General features: G+C 63.8%; 21 protein-coding genes. 7 read left to right on the top strand and 14 right to left on the bottom strand.

The genetic code is table 11. The annotated features are described in order from the left end of the window. The 3 genes from DM480_RS17700 to DM480_RS17690 all read left to right on the top strand — a co-directional run bounded on the left by DM480_RS17700 (position 1) and on the right by DM480_RS17690 (position 2,829). The gene (locus DM480_RS17700) at positions 1-915 is read left to right on the top strand and encodes a ParB/RepB/Spo0J family partition protein (RefSeq protein ID WP_115381951.1); all 915 of its coding nucleotides are present in this window, start codon (positions 1-3) and stop codon (positions 913-915) included. Between the two features lie 220 nt (positions 916-1,135). After that, a complete protein-coding gene (locus DM480_RS17695) occupies positions 1,136-1,660 on the top strand; it encodes a hypothetical protein (RefSeq protein ID WP_115381949.1) in 525 nt (174 codons plus the stop codon). Further along, entirely contained in the window at positions 1,660-2,829 is a 1,170-nt protein-coding gene (locus DM480_RS17690; protein WP_115381947.1) for a relaxase/mobilization nuclease domain-containing protein, read from the top strand. The genes DM480_RS17695 and DM480_RS17690 overlap by 1 nt, the downstream gene beginning before the upstream one ends. On the opposite strand, the gene DM480_RS17685 is transcribed toward DM480_RS17690, so the two are convergent. From DM480_RS17685 to DM480_RS17620, 14 genes are all read right to left on the bottom strand, one after another. After that, the gene (locus tag DM480_RS17685) at positions 2,826-3,569 is read right to left on the bottom strand and encodes an LPD7 domain-containing protein (protein WP_232834260.1); all 744 of its coding nucleotides are present in this window, start codon (positions 3,567-3,569) and stop codon (positions 2,826-2,828) included. The genes DM480_RS17690 and DM480_RS17685 overlap by 4 nt on opposite strands. A gap of 1 nt (position 3,570) precedes the next feature. Further along, positions 3,571-5,382 (bottom strand): type IV secretory system conjugative DNA transfer family protein, encoded by a 1,812-nt coding sequence (locus tag DM480_RS17680; protein WP_115381943.1) that lies wholly within the window; start codon positions 5,380-5,382, stop codon positions 3,571-3,573. Next, the gene (gene virB11, locus DM480_RS17675) at positions 5,354-6,367 is read right to left on the bottom strand and encodes a P-type DNA transfer ATPase VirB11 (RefSeq protein WP_115381941.1); all 1,014 of its coding nucleotides are present in this window, start codon (positions 6,365-6,367) and stop codon (positions 5,354-5,356) included. Before virB11 ends, DM480_RS17680 begins: the two co-directional genes overlap by 29 nt. Beyond that, on the bottom strand, positions 6,364-7,557 hold the full coding sequence (virB10, locus tag DM480_RS17670) for a type IV secretion system protein VirB10 (protein ID WP_115381939.1): 1,194 nt from the start codon (positions 7,555-7,557) through the stop codon (positions 6,364-6,366). Before virB10 ends, virB11 begins: the two co-directional genes overlap by 4 nt. Position 7,558: 1 nt before the next feature. Then, positions 7,559-8,410 (bottom strand): P-type conjugative transfer protein VirB9, encoded by an 852-nt coding sequence (gene virB9, locus DM480_RS17665; protein ID WP_115381937.1) that lies wholly within the window; start codon positions 8,408-8,410, stop codon positions 7,559-7,561. Then, positions 8,407-9,099: a virB8 family protein gene (locus DM480_RS17660; RefSeq protein ID WP_115381935.1), complete on the bottom strand. Its 693-nt coding sequence runs from the start codon at positions 9,097-9,099 to the stop codon at positions 8,407-8,409. Before DM480_RS17660 ends, virB9 begins: the two co-directional genes overlap by 4 nt. Positions 9,100-9,483: 384 nt before the next feature. Continuing rightward, positions 9,484-10,527 (bottom strand): type IV secretion system protein, encoded by a 1,044-nt coding sequence (locus tag DM480_RS17655; protein WP_115381933.1) that lies wholly within the window; start codon positions 10,525-10,527, stop codon positions 9,484-9,486. Between the two features lie 32 nt (positions 10,528-10,559). After that, entirely contained in the window at positions 10,560-10,871 is a 312-nt protein-coding gene (locus DM480_RS17650; protein ID WP_115381931.1) for a hypothetical protein, read from the bottom strand. Then, positions 10,868-11,584, bottom strand: a complete 717-nt coding sequence (locus DM480_RS17645) for a type IV secretion system protein (RefSeq protein ID WP_232834259.1) — start codon at positions 11,582-11,584, stop codon at positions 10,868-10,870. The genes DM480_RS17650 and DM480_RS17645 overlap by 4 nt, the downstream gene beginning before the upstream one ends. Positions 11,585-11,597: 13 nt before the next feature. After that, positions 11,598-13,952 carry a VirB4 family type IV secretion/conjugal transfer ATPase gene (locus DM480_RS17640; protein ID WP_115381928.1) on the bottom strand — a complete coding sequence of 785 codons (2,355 nt, stop codon included), beginning with the start codon at positions 13,950-13,952 and terminating at the stop codon, positions 11,598-11,600. A gap of 28 nt (positions 13,953-13,980) precedes the next feature. Further along, positions 13,981-14,304 carry a type IV secretion system protein VirB3 gene (locus tag DM480_RS17635; protein WP_115381984.1) on the bottom strand — a complete coding sequence of 108 codons (324 nt, stop codon included), beginning with the start codon at positions 14,302-14,304 and terminating at the stop codon, positions 13,981-13,983. 84 nt (positions 14,305-14,388) lie between these two features. Then, positions 14,389-14,640, bottom strand: coding sequence for a TrbC/VirB2 family protein (locus DM480_RS17630; RefSeq protein WP_232834258.1), 252 nt, complete (start codon positions 14,638-14,640; stop codon positions 14,389-14,391). Positions 14,641-14,759: 119 nt separating this feature from the next. Further along, entirely contained in the window at positions 14,760-15,440 is a 681-nt protein-coding gene (locus DM480_RS17625; protein ID WP_115381924.1) for a lytic transglycosylase domain-containing protein, read from the bottom strand. Positions 15,441-15,626: 186 nt separating this feature from the next. Next, a complete protein-coding gene (locus DM480_RS17620; RefSeq protein WP_115381922.1) occupies positions 15,627-15,914 on the bottom strand; it encodes a hypothetical protein in 288 nt (95 codons plus the stop codon). 233 nt (positions 15,915-16,147) lie between these two features. Between DM480_RS17620 and DM480_RS17615 the strand changes: the two genes are divergently transcribed. The 4 genes from DM480_RS17615 to DM480_RS17600 all read left to right on the top strand — a co-directional run bounded on the left by DM480_RS17615 (position 16,148) and on the right by DM480_RS17600 (position 19,250). Continuing rightward, positions 16,148-16,897 (top strand): DUF7146 domain-containing protein, encoded by a 750-nt coding sequence (locus tag DM480_RS17615; RefSeq protein ID WP_232834261.1) that lies wholly within the window; start codon positions 16,148-16,150, stop codon positions 16,895-16,897. Next, the gene (locus DM480_RS17610) at positions 16,894-17,493 is read left to right on the top strand and encodes a thermonuclease family protein (protein WP_232834257.1); all 600 of its coding nucleotides are present in this window, start codon (positions 16,894-16,896) and stop codon (positions 17,491-17,493) included. The genes DM480_RS17615 and DM480_RS17610 overlap by 4 nt, the downstream gene beginning before the upstream one ends. 152 nt (positions 17,494-17,645) lie before the next feature. Continuing rightward, entirely contained in the window at positions 17,646-17,972 is a 327-nt protein-coding gene (locus tag DM480_RS17605; protein WP_232834256.1) for a hypothetical protein, read from the top strand. A 324-nt stretch (positions 17,973-18,296) separates the two neighbouring features. Continuing rightward, positions 18,297-19,250 (top strand): ArdC family protein, encoded by a 954-nt coding sequence (locus DM480_RS17600; RefSeq protein ID WP_115381920.1) that lies wholly within the window; start codon positions 18,297-18,299, stop codon positions 19,248-19,250. The last annotated feature ends 33 nt before the right edge of the window (positions 19,251-19,283 follow it).

Raw genomic sequence — 19,283 nt, 5'->3', positions numbered from 1 at the left:
GTGGAGTTCGGCAACTTCGACGTTTTCGCCGCCAAAGACGAGGTTGCGGGGCAGGCCCGCGTCCTGTCGCTCGACCCTAGCCAGGTCTATCCCGATCCCGACAACGTAAGGCGTGCGATCGATCAAAGCGAGATCGAGGCCCTTGCCGCGACCATCAAGGAGCGGGGCCAGCTACAGCCGATCACCGTAGCACCCGCGGATGCCGATGGCCGCCATATGGTGCACTTTGGCGAGAGAAGGTGGCGGGCGTGCCAGCACCTCGGAATCCCGGTCCGCGCGATCGTCAGCGAGCAGACCGACGCCGCCCAAGTGCGGATCGATCAGTTCATTGAGAACGACCAGCGCGAGCAGCTTTCCGCGCGCGACATGATCGCGTTCGTCGCTTCCCAGGCGAAGGCCGGACAATCCGTTAGCGAGCTGGCGCGCGTCACGGGGCGGGATCGCGCTACGCTTAACCGCTATCGTTCGCTCGCTTCCGCTCCCGACTTCATCACGGCAAGGCTGGACGATATTTCCGTGCGTGGGGCCGCTGCATTGTTGAGCGCCGCCCAACGCGACGAGGCCGCGACCCGGGCTTTCCTTAACGGTGCCCCGGCTGGCAGTTTGACAGAACGAGCGTGCGAGCAGTTCGCCCGCGAAGTTGGCAACCGGCGCCAGGAGCAAGCGGACACCGGGACGCGCGCCCAGAGCGAGCAGCACCCCGCAAAGGTGGCGGGCGAAGGGGAGGGGAGCAAAACCCATTCTCTTCCTTCCGCGAATGACTCCGTTGAGCCACGCGCTCCGGTGGCGAGAAGGGGCGGACAGGGCGATGCCGCGCGCTTCATCGACGTTGAAGGCAAGCGCGCACGGATCATTGAAGCGGTGTTGCACTTCGAGGGCGAAGACGCACCCCGGACCGTTCGTTTCGATCAGTAGCGACGCCAGATCGGCGGGGCTCGCTGCGCTCGCCGGACCCCCGTTTCCGCGATTTCCTCGCTTCAAGAACATCGTGTGAGATTGTGGCGCGCGCCACAAAAATAGAGCGAAAGTAGTGGGGGGTGTTTGATGGCAGGATAGGGGTTGCTGGGCTTCGTGTATTACACTACGCTCGCTGGCGATGCCGCAACCCTTAACACCCCCCACTGAAGGCAAGGCGATGCTGACAGTCCGCGTCGACCGCGCGACGCTCGCTGCCTTCGATGCGCTCGCAGAGGGAAGGGGCGGCAGGAGCGCGCTTTTGCGGTCCATGCTCGACCAGGCCATGAGCCGCGTTGCCGACGCGCCACGCCTCGCGCCGCGAGCCGAGCCCGAGAGCAACCGTGTTCGCATAAGCCTCACGGACGCGGAGCTGGCCGTGCTGGACGCGCGCGCCGCCAAGAGGGGCATCGACCGCGCCGGGTGGATCAAGGCGCTGGTTCGCCGGCATATCGGCTTGAAGGGGCACGTCGACGACGGGCTTCGCGATGCGCTCGCGCCGATCCGGATGCAGTTGCAGCGGATTGGCCGAAATCTGAATCAGGCGATGAAGGCTGGCAACGCGGCGATGATGGCCGACAGCGGGCTACAGATCGAACGCGAGCTGGGCCGGATCATCGAAATGCGCGGAGAGATCAACGAGCAGGTGGCGGCGCTAGGCGACGCGCTGCGCGGCGATGCGTCGTTCTGGCAGGTGGCGGACTGATGGCGTTCGAGGACGAGCTGTTTGGCGCGCTCAAGCCGGTTTTCCGGCCGCGAGTGTTTGGCGATCCCAATCTGAAATATGCCAAGCAGATCGTGAGCGGCACGGGGCAGTTTGCCCCACACCACGCCAGCGCGCCGGCCAGCGCGTCGCCCAGGTCGATCGACGTTCGCGCCGTTCTCGCGCGCGTCGTGCGCAAGTCGCCGGAAGTGGTGGTGAAGGTGACGGGCCGAAAGAAGGGGGCGGCCCATGTAGCCGCCCACCTCGACTATATCGGCCGCAAGGGCGAAATCGCGATCGAGACCCGCGACGGGGAAGAGATCAAGGACAAAGCGGACATCGCCCGCATTGCCGAAGAGTGGGGCGACACCGCCTCATGGCGCAAGGGCACGAGCGTTTCGGCCGTCTCTATGGTTTTCTCGATGACGCAAGGCACCGATCCGGAAACCGTCAAACAGGCGGTCCGCGACGCGGCCGATCGCATGATTGGCGACAACCACGATTATCTGATGGCGCTTCACGTCGACACGGACCGTCCGCATGTGCATCTGACCGTCCAGGCCGAGGGACTGAACCGCAAGCGCTTCGATCCACGGCGCGAGGATCTGTTCAAGTTCCGCGAGGCGTTCGCCGAGGCGCTGCGCAGCCGTGGCGTCGAGGCCGAGGCGACGCCGCGCTACTCGCGGGGGCAGGGCAAAGCCGGCGTCAGCATGGCCCTCACGCAGATGCGCGCGAAGATCCTCAGCGGCGCGTCGCGCCAGCCTACCGACGCCGACATGAAGCAGGCCCGGGAAGCGATGATGATCGCGCTAGGGAAGGGCGAGCAGCCCGCTTTCGTGGCGAAGGCTAAGGAGCGCTGGGAGGACACGCGCCAACGCTACGAGGCGGCGGCCGAGTGGCTGGAGCGCAGCGGCAACCGCGCCGATCGCGCTCTTGCCGGCGACGTGCGGGCGTTCCTTCAGGAGCGGCCGACGATCGAGACTGTTCCGGATCGCGCCTTGAGAGAGGCTACGCGCCGCGTGAAGGCCGCGCAGGAGCGTCAGGAGGGGCAGGAGCGGCCACAGGACCGCTCACAGCAGCAACAGGCCCCCAGGACGCCAGAGAGGCCACATGAGGGGCCGACACGCGACGGGCCGACGCCTTATAGGCCGGCACCGACGCGGCGACGCTAGCGGCCCCGCGTCGGGGTTTTCTGCAAAACCTGATCCTGTTGCATTTCGCGGATGCGCTGGGTTTGTTGCTGCTTCACTTCGATGCCGGCGACTTGTTCGCCGCGCTGTAGGCGTCCCGCGATTTCCTCTTTCCGTTCGGCCACGAACTCGCGTTGCTTCGTCGTGTCGTTCGGGAAGCGGCCAGACGCGATTGTGACGGCATGGGCGACGTGGCTTTGCGCCCGCTTCAGGTCCGGGTCTTTCGCGTTCTGCACGTCGGTTTGACGGCGGAAGCGTTCGGCCAGGTCCTTCGCCGGATCGGCCTGTTCCTTGTTGTCGCGCGCCTGATTTGCCGTGCGCGATGCTTGCTCCTTCGTCGGTGCCGCCGCAGCTTGTCGCGCCTGCTCGCGATCGGCCGCGGCCTTGGTTTTCTCGTCGGGCTTGTAGCCGTCGATCCGGATGCCTTGGGCCGATGCAGCGAGATAGGCGGCCCGCTTGAACTCTTCGTCGCCGCTGATCTTGAGCGAGGTCCAGCCATTCGCCTTCGCGAGCCGTACCAGATCGGGGAGCGAGCTGGCGTCCTTGGCCTTGATGCGATCGGCGGAAATCGTAGCTACCGGCGTCTTATCGTGCGCGGATCGGTACAGCTTGTTCCCGACGCGCAGGAACCTCGATTCCAACTCCGCGGGCATGTCGACGTTGTTGCGCTTCCTGGCCGCCATATCCGGTCCAGAGGGCGTCGCGTTCGCTTGGTCAGCCATCTTACCTCTCCTGCTCGATTACACCCACAACCTCGTTGCCGTGGCGCTCCGCTTCGACATCGATCAGCATGTCAGGAAAGTCCGACGTGACGACGCAATCCATCGCGAAAGTGAGGGCGTCGGGATCGGTCAGTTGATCGAAGTCGGGGGGCGCGCAGTCCGGAAGATCCTCGTCGTCACGGACACGTCGCGCGATCGGCGGCACCGTCGGCGCAGGGAGAACGCGCTGGGTGAAATGCCGATCAGCGAAGTACCGGATTTTGTCGCCGTGGATCGGTGGCATACCGCCACGCAGCAACAGCAGCTCGCTATCCGGAAACTGCATCAGCTCTTGAGGCAGCAGCAGCGCGCGGCGCTGGTCAGACATCGACTTTGAGCGATTGGCGAGCATCCCGTGGATCGTCAGCGATTTGGTGACGGACTCCTGCCCGACATAGCCAATGCGCTCAGACAGCTCGTTCGCGACCCGAACCTCCTTCGGTGTGAACGCGACTTCAACACCGCAGTTGGCAACAATCTCGTTCGCTACATGCTCGCCATAGACGGCACGGAGCTGCGAACGAGATTGGATCACCGGCAAGAGGCGGATGCCGTAGCCGGCGACGTATGAGAACGCGCTTGCGATGACCTGGGCGCGGCCGATGCGCGCGAACTCGTCTAGCACGACGAGGATCTTGAGCGGGGTCCGCTTGTCCGGCAGATCGCGCACGTTCAGATCAATGAGCTGTTGAAACAGCAGATTGTAGAGCGGCGCAACGCGGTCCAGCTCGTCGGGCGAGACGCCGAGATAAATCGACATCGGCCGCGACCGCAGCTCGCGCAGATCGAAATCGCTTTCTTCCGTTGCCGCATCCACGCGCGGGTTGAGCCAGAGGCTCAGCTTTGACGTGACGGTCTGGACGATGCCGGCGAACGTGTTGTCAGCGCCCGATGTGAAGTCGGCCAGGGCGTTACGGCACCCTTGGGAGAGCGTCGGATCTTCGAGCGCCTTGCGGAAGAACCCGCGCGTGTCGCCCGTCGTCATGAGCCGGTAGATAGCGCCGATCGTGAAGGGCTCCGAGGACTGCGCCAGATACGCGCCGACGCCCACGAACGCCGTTCGCGCAGAGTCCGTCCAGAACGGTTCGCCCCGCTCAGGCGGGACGAACAGCATGGTCGCGATCTTCTGTAGCTCAATGATGACCTGATCGGCGTCTTCGCGATCGATGTAGCTCAGCGGATTGTAGCGAGCCGTGCGCCCCTCCGGATCGGTCGGATTGAAGAGATAGACCGCCTGCCCGAATCTCGCACGGAAGCCCGCTGTGGCGTCCCAATTCTCCCGCTTCACATCGAGAACGACAAGCGAGTCCTGCCAGCTAAGCAGGTTCGGGATGACAATGCCGACGCCTTTGCCCGAGCGGGTAGGAGCTTCGACGATGCAATGTTCATTGCCGCCGAAGATCAGGAATTTGCCGCGCTTCTTCCCGAGAACAACGCCGTCGTTCGATCGGAAGCCTCCACGGCGGATCTCGCTTTCCTTGGCGAAGCGCGCTGCACCGTGGAGCGGAGGTTTCCTCGAGACGAACCAGAACAGGAGCAGGCCGGCGACGAGGGAGCCGGCGAGAACGCCGGCACCAAGCGCCTTCAGCACAACCGGGTCGCCCCGATAGTACCAGAAGAAGGCCGGCATCTTGAGGGGATCGTATTTCGACGCGGGCAGCCCGAGGACGAACCACGCGATGATTGAGCCGATGAGGAAGACGAGGACCAGGGCGAACGGCAGGCCCGCCGCCAGAGCCGCGCCGCTACGCTGCGTGCCGCCCCGCTGGGTCATAATAAATCTCCGTCATTTTGAACTCGCCGTCGACCTTCTTCATCTGCACGACGACATCGACGAGGATCTTGAGCAGCGAGCGGATGTCGTCGCGCGCCAGGTCCGCGCCGCCTTCGCTCTCCTTCACCAAGAGCGTAAGTTGCTCGAACGCCAGTTCCGCCGAGTCCGCGTGAATTGTCGTGATCGAGCCGGGATGGCCGCTGTTGACGTTCCGCAGGTAGAAGAACGCCGTTCCGTCCCGCAGCTCTTGGAGCAAGATGCGGTCAGGCCGCATACGCAGGGCGCTTTCCAGCAGCTCCTTAGCCGTCACTTTCGCGGTGCCTTGGCCGTCCTTGCTATAGACCATGTGGACGACGTTCTTATGCGGAACGACCAGCTCGCGCGTGTCCTCGATCGTCAAAAGCCGTTCGTTCTCGGGAATGAGCTTGATGAGCCCTTTCGAGAACGTCGTTTTGCCGGAGCCCGTCGCGCCGGAAATCAGGATGTTGAGGCGGCTTCGCACAGCCAGGTCGAAGAACTCGACATGCCGGCCCGTGTTGAGCAGGCCCAGCAGCTTTTCCTCAACCGGGCTCACCCGCTTGTGCGCCACCTTCGTTTCGCTGAACAGGCCCGCAGCCTCGAAGTCCTGAAGCGTCATCGTCTTTGTCGACGGCTTCCGGACCGTCACCGAGACAGTGCCATCGGGAACGACAGGCGGGATGACGAGCTGGACGCGCTCGCCAGTCGGGAAGATCGTCGAGCAGATCGGATTTTCTCGCGTCACGTCCTGCGACGTGAAAGCCGCCGCAGCGCGGGCCAGCTCCATAAGCGCATCGAGCGTCATCGACTCTTCGCGCTCCCAGGACCAACCGCCCCGGCGCTCGATCCCCACCAACTGAGGTTCGTTCACCACCACTTCCGTAACATCAGCCTCGTCCAGATATTTGCGGAGCGGCTGAATCGCGTTGTCGAGGATCGCGGTGTTTCGGAAGGGCGTGACCGTCACTTTAGACCCAGCCCATAGACAGAGGAAAAGTCGAAATCCTTGGCGACTGTAATTCCCATTTCCGCGCCTTGATTGATCCGGACCACAGGCCGGATTTGCTGCGTGTCGGACAGGATTTGCGAGGTGGAGTCCGAGGGAACCCGCGTGATGTTGGTCCCTTCGGGACCGACAGCCGACGCGGCCACCTGGCCGCCGCTTTCAAGCACGCTGAACAACAGCGCACCGCCGAACCGCTCCCAAAAGAAGCGATTGACCTTGCCGGTGATGCCGGCGCGGCCGAGCTGATCCGAAGCCGGCGAGCCGATGTCGATCGACACACCGCGAGGCGTGACCGCCCGCGTCCACATCGCGAAAAGGCGATATTGGCCGCGGTTGAGGCCGCCCTGATACTCGCCGAAGACCCGCGTTCCCTTCTCCATCAGGACGACGCGACCGTTATCGGAATAAACGTCGCGAGGGATGATGCAGGTCGCGTACCCTGGAACGCTGCTGTCCATCGCCGTTTGCAACGTGCAGGGGATGATGGCCCCCGCCGTGATGAGGTAGTTCCGATCGCCAATCATTCGCGCAGTCGCGCGACCGATTGCCGAGGTCCGTTTCAGCTCGTCCAACCGCGTAGCGCCCGCTTGTGCCGGCGCGGGAGAACCGCCGCTGTCCCCGGCGTCGCCGGCACTTGCCGGTCGCGCCATTCCGAGCCCGGTGTTGTCACCACCATAAGCAATCAGCGTGGAGCGGCGTGCCGCGTCCTGCAAGGCGATGGCCTGTTCCCGACGCCGTTCTGCCGCCGTCTGTTCGCGGCCCACGGCTTGCCCGGTTACAGGCCCCGGAGCCCCACCCGGGCCGATCGGGGGAACTTGCTCGCCGGTGAGCTGGACGGGCGCGTTCGGATCGGTCGGAGCGCTCCCAAGCGTCGGCGCGATGACCGTCTTCGGATCGTAAGGCACTTCAACAGCCGCAGGCTTCGGCGGTGCGACAGCAACCTCGTCGCTGCCACCCACGCCCGCCGCGACGGTCAGGACGGTAAAGAGGGCCGCTCCGCCTACCGCGCCCGCGACGATCATACGCTTAGTGTCCCACTGGAAGTTTGAGAGCGACGGAATCCGGTTCGGCCGATCGGCCGCAGGTTGCGAGCGGTCGATTTCGTCCATGTTGGGCGTCGCATCGACGTCGAATCTTTTGTCTTCAGACACGTCATTTCTCCGGAGCTGTTTGCCGATCGACGATCTCCGAGGCCGTGTCGGTCTTCGGATCGCGGCCGTAGAAATTCGGGCTTTCGTTGTAGATGCACAGGACCACCTTGCCCCGGCGCAGGCGCATTTCCTTGTAAACGCCGTGCACCACCACGAACTCGTCGCGTACATCGAACGGGGCCGTTGCTTCCGTCCCGTCGGGATTGACGATGAAGATCGCGGGTATGTTGCGCTGATTGGGGAAGCGCAGCACCGTGAACTGCCCGTTGTCGCTCACTTCGGAAGGTTGGAGAGCGGACGCGCCCTGGACCTTGTAGTTGAGGTTCCGCGTGCCTTCGAGAACGCCGAGATCCAGCGCCGTCTTTACCGCGCTGTTTTGCGCCTCAAGCGCGGCGGCGAGCTGGGCGCGCGCTTGCGCGGCGCGCGCCTCTGCCGCTTCCTGCTCCGGATAGCGCACACGGACCTTGAAGAACGTCCCCGGCGATCGTGCGCCATTCACCGCGACCACATCGAACGTGTAGTTGCGCTTTTGGCCTTGGAAGTCCGTCACGACGATCAGGTTCGTCGCGCCGGCCCTCTCCCGTGGCTTGATGAAGAGGGAGTTTTCAGCCGGCGCGACCTCCCATGAAACGGTATCGCCCATCGCGACGAACTTGATTAGCTCGCCGGGGGCGAACTCAATCTGCGTCGCGGTCCGGAACGCGCTGCGAATTACGATGACGTTGTTGTCGTCATAGTTGACCTCGCGCACGCGATGATCCGGGCCGGATTGCCGGGGTGTTTGCTGCGCCAGCACTGGCGTTGCCGACAGCACCAGGCCAAAGGCCAGCGTGGCTTTGAAGAGCTGTTTCATCGACCGACGACCTCCACGTCCGCCCTGTAAGATTTGACTTGCAGGCCGAGGGGGTTGGCGTAGCGCCCCGCTTCCGATTCCGGCTTCGACAGCACCTCAAAGGTGATCGTCGCGATGGCCGGCGTCTCGGTGACTTGCGAGTCCCGCTCAAGCCGCTTGGTGAAGCGGACCTGAGCCACTTGTGGATTGATGAAGGTGACGGCCTTGATCGACACGAACACCGTATCGTTGGCCGTGAACTGATTTTGCGGAGAGTCCGGATTGTCCTTCTTGAAGAAGTTAGTCCATTTTCGCTGTTCATCGGCCGATGACAGCGCGAGGATGGCCCGGAAGTTCTCTTCGCGAGCTTGCGGAATCCACCCCTCGCGAAGCCGAACATAGTTGGCGAGGAAGTATTTGCGCACCGCCTCGTCATAGGTGATCGACTTGTCACCACGGAGCTGTTGCGTGACTTCCGTTGCGCCCGTCGATCGATCGACGGTCACGACATAGGGAACGACCGTCTTGAACGGAGCCAGCGCCGCGACAGCACCGATCCCGCAAACCGCGAGCCCGCTCGCCACGGCCGCCACGGTCCAGGCCAGCCTCTTGGAGCGGTTAGCCGCAACAAAGCGCTCGCGATCCCAGCTTTCCGCTTCCGCGAAATATGCCTTGAGATCCTCAGTGCTGTCTTTGACGCCGATCGCCATGTCAGCAACTCCCGTATGAGATACGCAGGGCCGAGACCCGGGGCGCGCTGGCGGGCGCTGCGCTGATCGCCGGCACTGTGGTTTCAGAGCTTGGCGCAGCCCCCACGGGCGCGCTGGAGGGCTCCGGAAAGAGGTTCGTCGGCGGTTGCGCCGGCGCGGCTTGAGCAGCCGGCGCCACGTCAGCACCGCCGTTCGAGCTGGTGACGCCAGCGCGCGGCGGGATCGTCGGAAGCACTGTCCCGTAAGGGTTCGCCGGACGCTTCGCGGAGCCGTTGCAGCGGGCCAGCTTGGCGTCCTGCGCACCGGAGGCGCAGCCTTGAGCGAGAGTCAGAAGGGCAAGCGCGCCCATCGCGGACCTGAGTTTCATGCGAACTTCCTCTGAAATTAGGTGCGTGTGAGTGTCCCGCCTCCGCCCCCGCCGCCGCCTCGGCCGGCTCCAATGCGGGCGTACCGAGCCATCGCGCCGACCGCCGAGGCTCCCGCCGAGACCCCCGCGCCGGCAATTCTGCCCGGCGCGTTCGAGAGGGCGCGACCAGCCATCGGCGCGATGTTGCCCGTGACGGCGTTGGCGAACTGCGCGGCGAGCGCCGGTCCACCGCCGCCCAGGCCAGAAGCGAGGCTTGGGATTTGAAGAAAGAAGAAGAACCCGAGGACGTAGAACGCGATCGCCTTGAGCGCCGCGACAAGCACCTCGTCGCCGGTCGTGATTGCGTTGATGAAGGTGTCTGTGGTCTGCGAGATAAACAGCGTCACCAGCAGCGCGAACGCTACGAGCATGATGTAGCTGATTACCGAGCCCAGCCATCCGAAGAAGTAGCCACGGGTGGAATCGAAGAGCAGCGCGGCCAGGAAGAGCGGGCCGACGACCGCGAGCAGGGCCAAGGCGAACAGCGCAAAGGCCGTAATCGTGAACCCGAGCGCACAGGATAGCAGCGCAATGATCAAGATCGCGAAGTTGACGATCGCCGCTAGAATAATCTCCATCCAGTTTTCGGGGATGCCGACGAGGTTCCGACCCGCCGCCGCGGTATGGATTTCTACAATCTCGTCGATCTTCGCTATTGCGCGGAACGCGCCGACTAAGAGCCGGTCATAATAGCCACCGAGGCCCCCAACATCTGCCCCGCCAATTGCGCTGGCAAAGTCACCGGGGAGGCCGTTCATTGTGAAAGCGCCGATCGACGCGCCATAGAGCGACGTGACCGCGATCGTCAGCGCCGCGAGCTTCAGCGCCCGATAGACATACTCGCGGAAGGGATATTGGACGGCACCGCGCAGGACCGCGCCGCCCAGCAGTATGATGTAGATCGTGACGCCGACGCGCAGCGGACCGGCTACCATGCCCACGATGGCGGCGTACTTGGCGATGATGCCGGCGAGCGCACCGTCGACCATGTTCATCATGGTCTCGAAGATCGGAAATTCCATTACCTTCTGGCCTCTCGCGCAAGCGTCATCGCCTAGATCCCGATCTGCTTTTTCATGTGTTCCGTCCGTTCACGACGGAGGCGGCGGGACCGTGCGGCGTTCTCGTTGTTGCAATTCTCGGTTACGACGGCGGGCCAGCTCGCCAATGGGCGCTGCGACGCCTTCCATTGGTCGCACATGGCTTTGACCTCTACGGCCGCCTCGGGATTGTCGAAGAGGTACTGTGCCGACCGCAGCGGAATGTCGGAGCGCAGGGTGTCGCCGTTCTGAGCTTCCTCAGACGGCGAACACCCTGCGCCGAGCAAGGCCAGCGCCAGGACACCGAGGCGCAACGCCTTCGTCACTCGTTGACCCCCATTTGCGTAAGCATGTGGGACCGCTGCTGCTGGCGCTGGGACTGGTACGCCTGATACCCGGCCTCTGCCTTCGCGCGCCGCTGGATCTCGATCGCTTGCAAGGCAAGCTGATCGTTCATCATCTGCGCCTGTTCGAGCTGAAGGCGGGCCGTCATGTCGGACCGTTCCGCCGCAGACGTTGCGGTGTTCAGCCGCCCCCGCAATTCCTCCAGCCCTTGCCGGCGCGTCGAAACGGAATCGCCGACGTTCCCGGCCAGGCCCGCCGTCACGGCAGCTTCGCGAGCGCCCTGCTCATACGCCGTGCGCGAGCCCTCCGGGGCATTGGGCGAAACCCGGCCCATGAGATCCTGATAAACATCGTTCGCGCGGCCTCGCAGCCCGCCAACCACGTTCAGGTCGCCCGAGGTGTACCCGTCGAGGTTCGAGGACGAGACATCCGTAGTGCGCAGCGCATCGGTCTTCAGGGATTGCGCGATCCGGCCAATGTCCGTCGCCTTATTGAGATCCTGATAGAGCTTTTGCGCTTCGTCGATCTGCTGCTTGGTCTGTGCAACCACCTTCCGCGCCTCATTCAGCTCTTGGAGCTGGCGGGCGAAGGCCGTTGGATCGTGAACGATCCCGCCGAATTGCGCATAGGCCGGACCCCCGGCCAGCAAGGTTGAGCCTACTAGGCTCAACGCGACGAGCTTCATCTTACGCATGGTTCCTACTCCTTCAGCTTGGACGACGCCGCTTTTGAAAGATCGGCAGCCAGACAGCGGGGTCGCGGCCGTATTCGGCAACTACCTCGCACGCGATTGCGGTTGTCTCGGCACGTCCCGAAAGCACCGCAAGTTCGTCGTCCAGCCCTGTAAGATCCAGCTCGACGACAACACTGTCATGCCCTTGCTTGACGAGGAACTTGTGCGACTCCGGCGACAATTCCTCACGGATCAGGGCAAATTCGGCTTCGGACATGCCGAAACCGTCGATGTAATCACGCCGCGCACCCTTCGGGTTTGGCAGCATGATTTGGGTAGCGACTTGCTCAAGGATCGAATGGCTGATGTCGCTCTTGAGAGCATCAGCCGGCGATTGCGTCGCGAAGACCATCAGCGCGTTGCGCTTCCGGTATGTTTTGAGGCCGTCCTGAGCGAAGCTGCGAAAAGCATCATCGCCCAGCGCCTTCCAGAACTCGTCGACGGCGATAATCGTCCGCTCGCCCGTCAGCAGATCGTCGATACGCCGGAAGAGGTAGAGCATCAGCGGCGTGCGAATATCGGGATTGTCCAGAAACTCCGTCATGTCGAAGCCGAGGAAGCGCGTATCGAGCTTCATTTCGTCTTCCGCATTGTCGAACACCCAGCCCAGGGCACCGCGCGAAGTCCACTTTTCGAGACGCGCGCCGACGCCGGCAGCGTCCGCCATACCGAGGACGCTCCGCAGCGCGTCGAACGACCGTTTTTCCGGAGGAAGCCGCATCACCGAGGCAATGCCGTCGTCAATCAGCCTCTCTTCCTGAACCGTGATCGGGCGGTTTTCGGCGCGCACTAGGTTGCGCACGAATAGCGACAGCCAGGCCCGGTCCTCAGCGGTGTTCGACAACGCCTTGAGCGGCGCAAACCCCGTGGGGACGCCGTTCTGCAGGGTCAGGTATGTGCCGCCCGACGCCAGAACGAAGATTTGCGCGCCGCGGTCCTTGTCGATGAAGATTTGCCGCGCGCCCGTCTTCTCCGCTTGCGCCATCAGGAAGTTGACGAGAACCGTCTTACCGCCGCCCGTGGGGCCGATGACCATCGTGTGTCCGATGTCGCGCTTGTGGAAGCTGAAGAAGTAGGGGCTCCGCGCGCTCGTCTTGAGCAGCGCGATTGCGTCGCCCCAATGGTTCCCCGTCGGCATCCCCGCAGGGTAGGTGTGGAAGGGCGAGAACGCCGCGAAGTTCAGCGACGTGATCGGCGCCGGCCTTGCCCGCCACGCGAAATTGCCGACGAGCTGGCTCCAATAGGCCGCCTCAAGCGCCGCGCCCTCGCGCGCCGCGACCATGCCCGTATCGGCGAGCGCCGTTCGGGCGATGGACATATTATCGCGCAACGCGCGGAGGCTGTCGGCATACACCGCGAGCGTGAAGTGATGATCGCCCAGGACGAAGCGGTTCGACATCAGATCGTCGGCCGCGTCGATCAGATCGAACATCTGGCTTTTCGCGCGATCGTCGGCGTTCTCCATCTGCTTTTGCCGCAGCCGGAAGCGCTCAGCAGCCGTCGCGCGGCCAAGGAACGTGAACGATTGCGTCAGCACGAAGCCGAAATCGACCGCGAGCAGGGATTCGAACTGGCGCGGTGTCGTCAGCGCCGGATACTCGCGTATGCCGAAGATGCCGCCAAACGAGCTGCGATCCGCGTCGCGGACCTCGACCGTCTCACCGCCGAAGATCGTCCGTTGCCGGTAGAGCGCGCTTCCGAGGTGGCCGCGAATGATCGGAACGCGCCGATGGCGGCCCGTCATTATCATTTCCGCGACTTCCAGCGGCTCCGAGAACTTGAGGCCGCGATGCCCGTAGATCGAAAGCCGGCGCGGGTCGCACCGAGCTAGCAGCTTCTCAAAATCGCGCGCCTTGTCCTCTAGGCGCTCAACCAGGTCCTCGTCGATTTGATCGGCTTCGGCCCCGAGCCGCGACTTGCTCTTGAAGAGTTGAATGAGCTTGTCGGCCCCGTGCACCGCAGGGCGCGCTACGAGCGTCACAAAGAAGCGGTTCATGAACATCCGCTCTTTGTTCATCCGCTCGAAATAGGCCGCATCGAGATCCCGAGCGAACTTCGAGCGGAAGTTGCCGCCCGGATATTGTTCGACGCGGGAGCGGACCAGATGCGTCCAGATCGACAGCCGATCGTCATGCAGGTTGCGCAGCATGACGTTCAGCTTGGAGTGCCAATCGTTCAAATCGCGAACGTCGGAGGTCTCGAACGCGCGCCCTTGCAGCTCGAAAGTGAGCATCAGGTCGCCGGAGTCCAGCACGATCATTTCGTCATTGATGTGCCGCGCATACGGCAGGAATTTCGTCGGCATCACTTCCTTGAGCGCGACTTTCATCGGCACAGGATCGGAGAGGCGATTAGCTTTAGCCACGGCGGCCGAACCCCTTGCGAGTGATGCCCTTGAGCGGGAGCGGGGTGTAGCTTGAGCCACCCCAGAAGGCCCGGTTCCGGTTCGCCGCCTTGGTGCGGCCCCACAGGAACAGAAGGCGGAATGCGTTCACGTCCTGGCGCACGACGAGGCGGGCGAGGGCGTACATGACCGCGCCGGAGATACCGGCATAGACGGGATTGTTCGTCCCGATCAGGACGATGACCGAGACGAGCAGGATCGGCACGGCGGCTTCGATCGGAATGCCCGCCCAAAGCGCGGGCCGCGTCACCGCCAGGAACAGCGTGTTTCGCGCCATCGTCTCGTTTTCTTCTGCCACACTCACCTCCTACGCTACGCAACGGAGTGGGCGGCCCGAGGCGGATCGGGCCGCCCGCTTACGTCAGCCGCCGCCCGCGATTTGGTCGACGATCCACGGTGCCGAGAAGATGATGGCGATACCGATGATGACGGTGACGAGAGCGCCCGTGTTGACGCGCCCCATCAGCCACCCGGCACCGGCAACGATCACGGCGATAATCGCCAGCGCCCGCAGAAGCCCGTTGCTCAGCAGCCCAAGCACCGCGTTAGCGATGCCTTCCAGATTTGCCTGAGCGTATGCTGGATCAGGCGAAGCCGTCGTGACGACGGCCACCAGAGCCGCCGTTCCCGCCCAGCTCGCGACGCGCCGCTGACGCGGGCTCCAAGCCCCGACACGGGCCGTCACGAACGACCGCAGGGCTAGGGCTGGCCCCCCGATCGAAGATCCGATGTTCATTCGTCTTCTCCTTTTTGGGCGGCAAACGCCCGCTCATATTCCGCCTTTGCGAACACATCCCAGGACGGCGGGGGAGGGGGCGGCGCAGCGGGCTGCACCGGGTCGGATGTGTTTTCCTTGACGACCTCCTGAATCAGCGCCGCACCCGAGGGCGGCGCTGCATCGAGGCCGGAAACCGTTGGTGGCTGGTAGGACACGGGCGTGAGGCCGTTGGAGACGCCGGCATTGTCCAGCACCTTGCCGACATACCCGTTGCGGAAGCCCCGGACCTGCGACCCCGTGTTATACATCGAGAGAGCGACGCGGAGCGCCGTCTGAGGATCATAGGCGGGCCGCACTGACTGATAGTTGCCGGCGAGGACTCTGCCCGCAGCGGCGATGTTCGTGCACGGATCGAACACCGTGTCCCACGTCAGGCCGAGCCAGCGCATATTGCGCGAGTTGATTTGGCCTAGCCCAAGATCGACAGAGTAGCCTTGCGCCACATAGGCGCTGGCTACTCTGATCGCTTCCGCTGCGGATCTCGGCCGAGCCGGTTGCCGCGCTACGCCGTTGACGCCGATCGCGAACTGATACCCGCGACTTTCTGTGTGCACGACCGCTGCGATTGTCGATGGCGCGACATTGGGAGCGCATTGCGCTGCCAGGCCAAGGATCGCTGCGGTTGTGAAGTGCATTACCCCGCAGCTCCCCCGATTGGAGGCGCTAGCGGTGGCCCCTTCGCCGGGGTGCCGGCGCGAGGGGCGATGCTTCCACTGGGTAAGCGATTTCGCATGTTTTCGCCTCTGTAGGGAAAACACACTAAATCGCTTTTTCGGCCTTGGCTACCCCTGTTGTGAACCGCTCGCAGACGTGATGCGCCCTTAGAAGTTCGCGGCGCTCCGCATCCCAGGGTAAGGGTGGACCGAAACAAGTCCGTCATAATCGTAAACCATGACGATGTGCCGAATAGCCGAAGCTACCTTCGTGTAGAGCCGGATACGCTTCTTGTCGTAAAGCCCGACGTGAAAGAGGGCCGTACCGCGCCAGCTCACGCGGATATTGATGTGCCACTTACCGTCCTGGCGCTGGCACACATGAACATCTGTGATGCTTCCCCCTTGTGGGCGTTGGGTGGTTAACTCCCGTTCAAGGATAAGCGCCAGTTCCATTCGGTCCCTATGAGTAAGCGATTTTCTATGTTTTCGCTGGTGCCCTGCGCGCCTTGGCGATATTCACAACGGTAAGCGGCAACGCGTAGGAGTGTCCAGCCATGCCCCAACGGCACGCCACGAACATAGAGCAGGAGGCCGATCGTGTCGTTCGGCAACTCGCGGGGAAGTGGCACGGCGACTATGCGCTTTGCCGGTGCCCCGCCCACGCGGACAGCACCGCCAGCTTGACCGTGCGCGTCGGCGAACGCGCCGTCCTTTTCCACTGTTTCGCGGGGTGCACGCCCGACAGCATCATGACCGCCCTGCGTTCCGGCAGGATCATCGCGCCGATCGACCACGACCCGGGCCAGCGGAGGCCCGCCAAGTCGGACTTCAAGAAGCTCGCGCTTTCCATCTGGCGGTTCGCCGAACCGTTCCCCGGCTCCCTTGCCGAACGCTATCTGCGCTCGCGCGCGATCACACCTAGCGGCGTGACCGCGCGCTACGATGCCAAGTGCCAATTCGGCGCGGGCGAGGACAAGGCATTCGCTCCGGCGCTGATCGTCCCGATCGAGGAAGACTCCGGCGTCGTCGCCATCCATCGGACCTTTCTCAACCCCACAGGGACCGGCAAGGCCGAGATCCAAGAACCAAAGCGGATGCTTGGAAACCCCGGCTCCGGTGCGGTCCGCTGGGGCGGCATACCTACCGATGGCGTCCTGCGACTGGCCGAAGGCGTCGAGGACGCGGCAAGCGTCATGAATATGCTCGAGCCAGGTCTATTCGTGTGGCCCGTCCTAGGGATCGAGCGCTACCAGACAATTTCGATCCCCGAGAGTATCAAGCGGGTCGTGATATACAGCCAGCACGGGGCCGAGGCTTCGCGCGCTATCGAGCGCGCTACGCCCCGGCTCACGGCCAACGGCCGACGGCTTCTCGTCAAGAAGCCGCCCCATGCCGGCGACTGGAACGACCTTCTCAGGGAGATCCGCCGCATATGAAAATCTTCCCCGGCGTGCCGAAGTACCAGCGGATCGCGATGGCCGGCGCATTCGTAGCAGTCGCGGTTTTCGCGCTTTCGCAGCAAAAAGAGCGCGTCCAGCAGATCGGCAAAATGACGCTGAAGGATGAGCGCCCGCAGGTGATCGACGGTGATACCGTTGGCGTCCGAGGGTCAGCGGTGCGGGTCGTGGGAATTGACGCGCCGGATGACGACTTGCCGCACTTGAAAAGGGTTTCAGCACAAGTTCTGGCGAATCTCGTCGCCCGGGACGGTGGTTTAGTCTGTTCGACGAGTGTTTTTGATTTTGCGATGCGGCGCGAAAACCAGTGTCGGACCAACGCAGAGAGCTATGGCCGTCTGAATCTCGCTTGTCGGTTCCAGAACAACAGCGCGAGTGTAGCGGCAACGATGGTGGCGCAGGGATATGCCGTCGATTGGCGGGAATATTCGGGCGGCGCGTATGTCGAGCTGATGCAAAAGGCAGCGAGCCAGAGGGCCGGACTTTGGGGCATCGACTACGAAGGAATGCGACAATTGGCGGTGCGACGGGCGACGCTTCCAAGGAACTGCCAAGTCGACACGATCAAGAAGTGAATTGCGGGGGTTGCCTTCGGCCCGGGCTCTACTCCGCCCAGCTACGCAGGGCTCCGCGGAACCCCGCGATGCGGGTTTCCGCCCTTCGGGTGACGATCGCCTAACCTACAATGGTCCACCCCTTCGGGGCGGGCGTAGTTTTGTTGGAGGACATGACCATGCCCGAAGCTAGATCGCCCGCCGCCCAGCTCGCCGGCACATGGATCATGGCCGCAGCCCTCCCGATCGCGGCCGTACTGGCGGGCCGATTGGTCCGCTACTATCCCCACCTATTGCCGAACCGCCTCCCCGGCCTGGCCCTGCACGAGCTGGCACCCGGCCTACTGCTCGCGCTCGCGATCGGCGCCGGCCTCGCGCTAACCGCGCACACGGCCAACCCGCCCCGCTTCGCCATACGGCTCGCGATCCTGCTCCTGGTCGCGCTGGCTGCCGGCGTCGTGTCCCTGCTCTACGAGTTCGGGCACGTCCTCTACCCTTGATCAAATGACCCTTCGGGGCTTCCCCTTCCGCGTCTCCCGCTTCGCGTGAGCAATCGGGGCGGCGATACCGCCGCGCGCTTTGTCATGATCTAGGGGCCTGTTCCGGCCCCCTGGCGCAAGGGCTAGACCGTCTCGGCCGCAAGCGGCCTCCCTTGGCGATCATGCGGGTTTCCCCGCCCTTCCTTCGCTGCGCTCCGTGCAGGGCGGGTGATCCCCCTCCCGCATGATCGGCCCTCGCTGCGCCATTCCCCGGCCCACTTCGCCAGCGGGCAGAAGCCGATGGCGCACCATCGCCTTCGGCTCGATTTTAGGAAGGAACGGCACATGGCACGGAACACCACCAAGGCCCGCAAGACCGCCACCACCCCGGCGCGGATCGACGTTTACGAGGAAGTCACCAACCAGATTGTTGCGATGCTAGAGGCAGGCACCCGCCCTTGGTCCCCCCGTTGGGCATCGGGCGCGGCATCGCTTCCGCTTCGCCATGAGGGCACCGCCTATCGCGGGATCAACATCCTGTTGCTTTGGTCCGCAGCCATGACGCGCGGTTACACGAACCCCTATTGGATGACCTACCGGCAGGCGCACGAGCTGGGCGGACAGGTCCGGAAGGGCGAGAAGGGCAATCTTGTTGTTCATGCTGGCACCTTCACCCCGAAGGGCGACGAGGCCGAACCGCGCCCCGCCGAGAGCGAAGACGGCGAGGACCGCGCCCGCCACTATCTGAAGCGCTATATCGTGTTCAACGTCGAGCAGATCGACGGCTTGGACATGAGCAAATATCCCGCGCCATTGATCCAGATTAAGAACCGCGACGACCGCGACGCCGAACTTGATGCAGCCTTTTCACGCTGGCCCGTTCCCTACCGCGAGATGGGCGGCAGCGCCTACTATCAGCCGGTTTCCGACAGCATCACCATGCCCGCCTTTGCCGAGTTCGTGAGCGGCAACGCCTTCTATGCGACCCTCGCACATGAGGCGATCCACAGCACCGGCCACGCGACCCGGCTGAACCGCGAAACCCTGCACGACTACGGCAAGAGCAAGGAAATCCGCGCAGCCGAGGAACTGATAGCTGAGATCGGCGCGGCCATGCTTTGCGCACAGCTTGGCATGGAGCCGACCGAGCGGGAGGACCACGCCGCCTATGTCGCGTCCTGGCTCAAGGCCCTTCGCGACGACAAGCGCGCGATTTTCCGCGCAGCGACCGCCGCACAGGCCGCAAGCGAACTGATCCTCTCCCACATGGCAGCGCCCGCACTGGCCCGCGCCGCCTGATCCAGCGAGGGCGGCGCACCAGCGCCGCCCTTC

The sequence above is a fragment of the Sphingomonas sp. FARSPH genome (assembly GCF_003355005.1).
Classification (GTDB): Bacteria; Pseudomonadota; Alphaproteobacteria; order Sphingomonadales; family Sphingomonadaceae; genus Sphingomonas.
This window is presented reverse-complemented; position numbering and strand designations above follow the sequence as displayed.

What these genes read in the sequence shown, in the direction of transcription:
- DM480_RS17600 (WP_115381920.1), top strand. Translation starts at nt 18,297, where the DNA reads ATGGCACGGAACACCACCAAGGCCCGCAAGACCGCCACCACCCCGGCG.
- DM480_RS17610 (WP_232834257.1), top strand. Translation starts at nt 16,894, where the DNA reads ATGAAAATCTTCCCCGGCGTGCCGAAGTACCAGCGGATCGCGATGGCC.
- virB9 (WP_115381937.1), bottom strand. Translation starts at nt 8,410, where the DNA reads ATGAAACAGCTCTTCAAAGCCACGCTGGCCTTTGGCCTGGTGCTGTCG.
- DM480_RS17660 (WP_115381935.1), bottom strand. Translation starts at nt 9,099, where the DNA reads ATGGCGATCGGCGTCAAAGACAGCACTGAGGATCTCAAGGCATATTTC.
- DM480_RS17685 (WP_232834260.1), bottom strand. Translation starts at nt 3,569, where the DNA reads ATGGCTGACCAAGCGAACGCGACGCCCTCTGGACCGGATATGGCGGCC.
- DM480_RS17640 (WP_115381928.1), bottom strand. Translation starts at nt 13,952, where the DNA reads ATGAAAGTCGCGCTCAAGGAAGTGATGCCGACGAAATTCCTGCCGTAT.
- DM480_RS17655 (WP_115381933.1), bottom strand. Translation starts at nt 10,527, where the DNA reads ATGGAATTTCCGATCTTCGAGACCATGATGAACATGGTCGACGGTGCG.
- DM480_RS17645 (WP_232834259.1), bottom strand. Translation starts at nt 11,584, where the DNA reads ATGCGTAAGATGAAGCTCGTCGCGTTGAGCCTAGTAGGCTCAACCTTG.
- DM480_RS17690 (WP_115381947.1), top strand. Translation starts at nt 1,660, where the DNA reads ATGGCGTTCGAGGACGAGCTGTTTGGCGCGCTCAAGCCGGTTTTCCGG.
- DM480_RS17680 (WP_115381943.1), bottom strand. Translation starts at nt 5,382, where the DNA reads ATGACCCAGCGGGGCGGCACGCAGCGTAGCGGCGCGGCTCTGGCGGCG.
- DM480_RS17635 (WP_115381984.1), bottom strand. Translation starts at nt 14,304, where the DNA reads ATGGCGCGAAACACGCTGTTCCTGGCGGTGACGCGGCCCGCGCTTTGG.
- DM480_RS17625 (WP_115381924.1), bottom strand. Translation starts at nt 15,440, where the DNA reads ATGCACTTCACAACCGCAGCGATCCTTGGCCTGGCAGCGCAATGCGCT.
- DM480_RS17695 (WP_115381949.1), top strand. Translation starts at nt 1,136, where the DNA reads ATGCTGACAGTCCGCGTCGACCGCGCGACGCTCGCTGCCTTCGATGCG.
- DM480_RS17620 (WP_115381922.1), bottom strand. Translation starts at nt 15,914, where the DNA reads ATGGAACTGGCGCTTATCCTTGAACGGGAGTTAACCACCCAACGCCCA.
- DM480_RS17605 (WP_232834256.1), top strand. Translation starts at nt 17,646, where the DNA reads ATGACCATGCCCGAAGCTAGATCGCCCGCCGCCCAGCTCGCCGGCACA.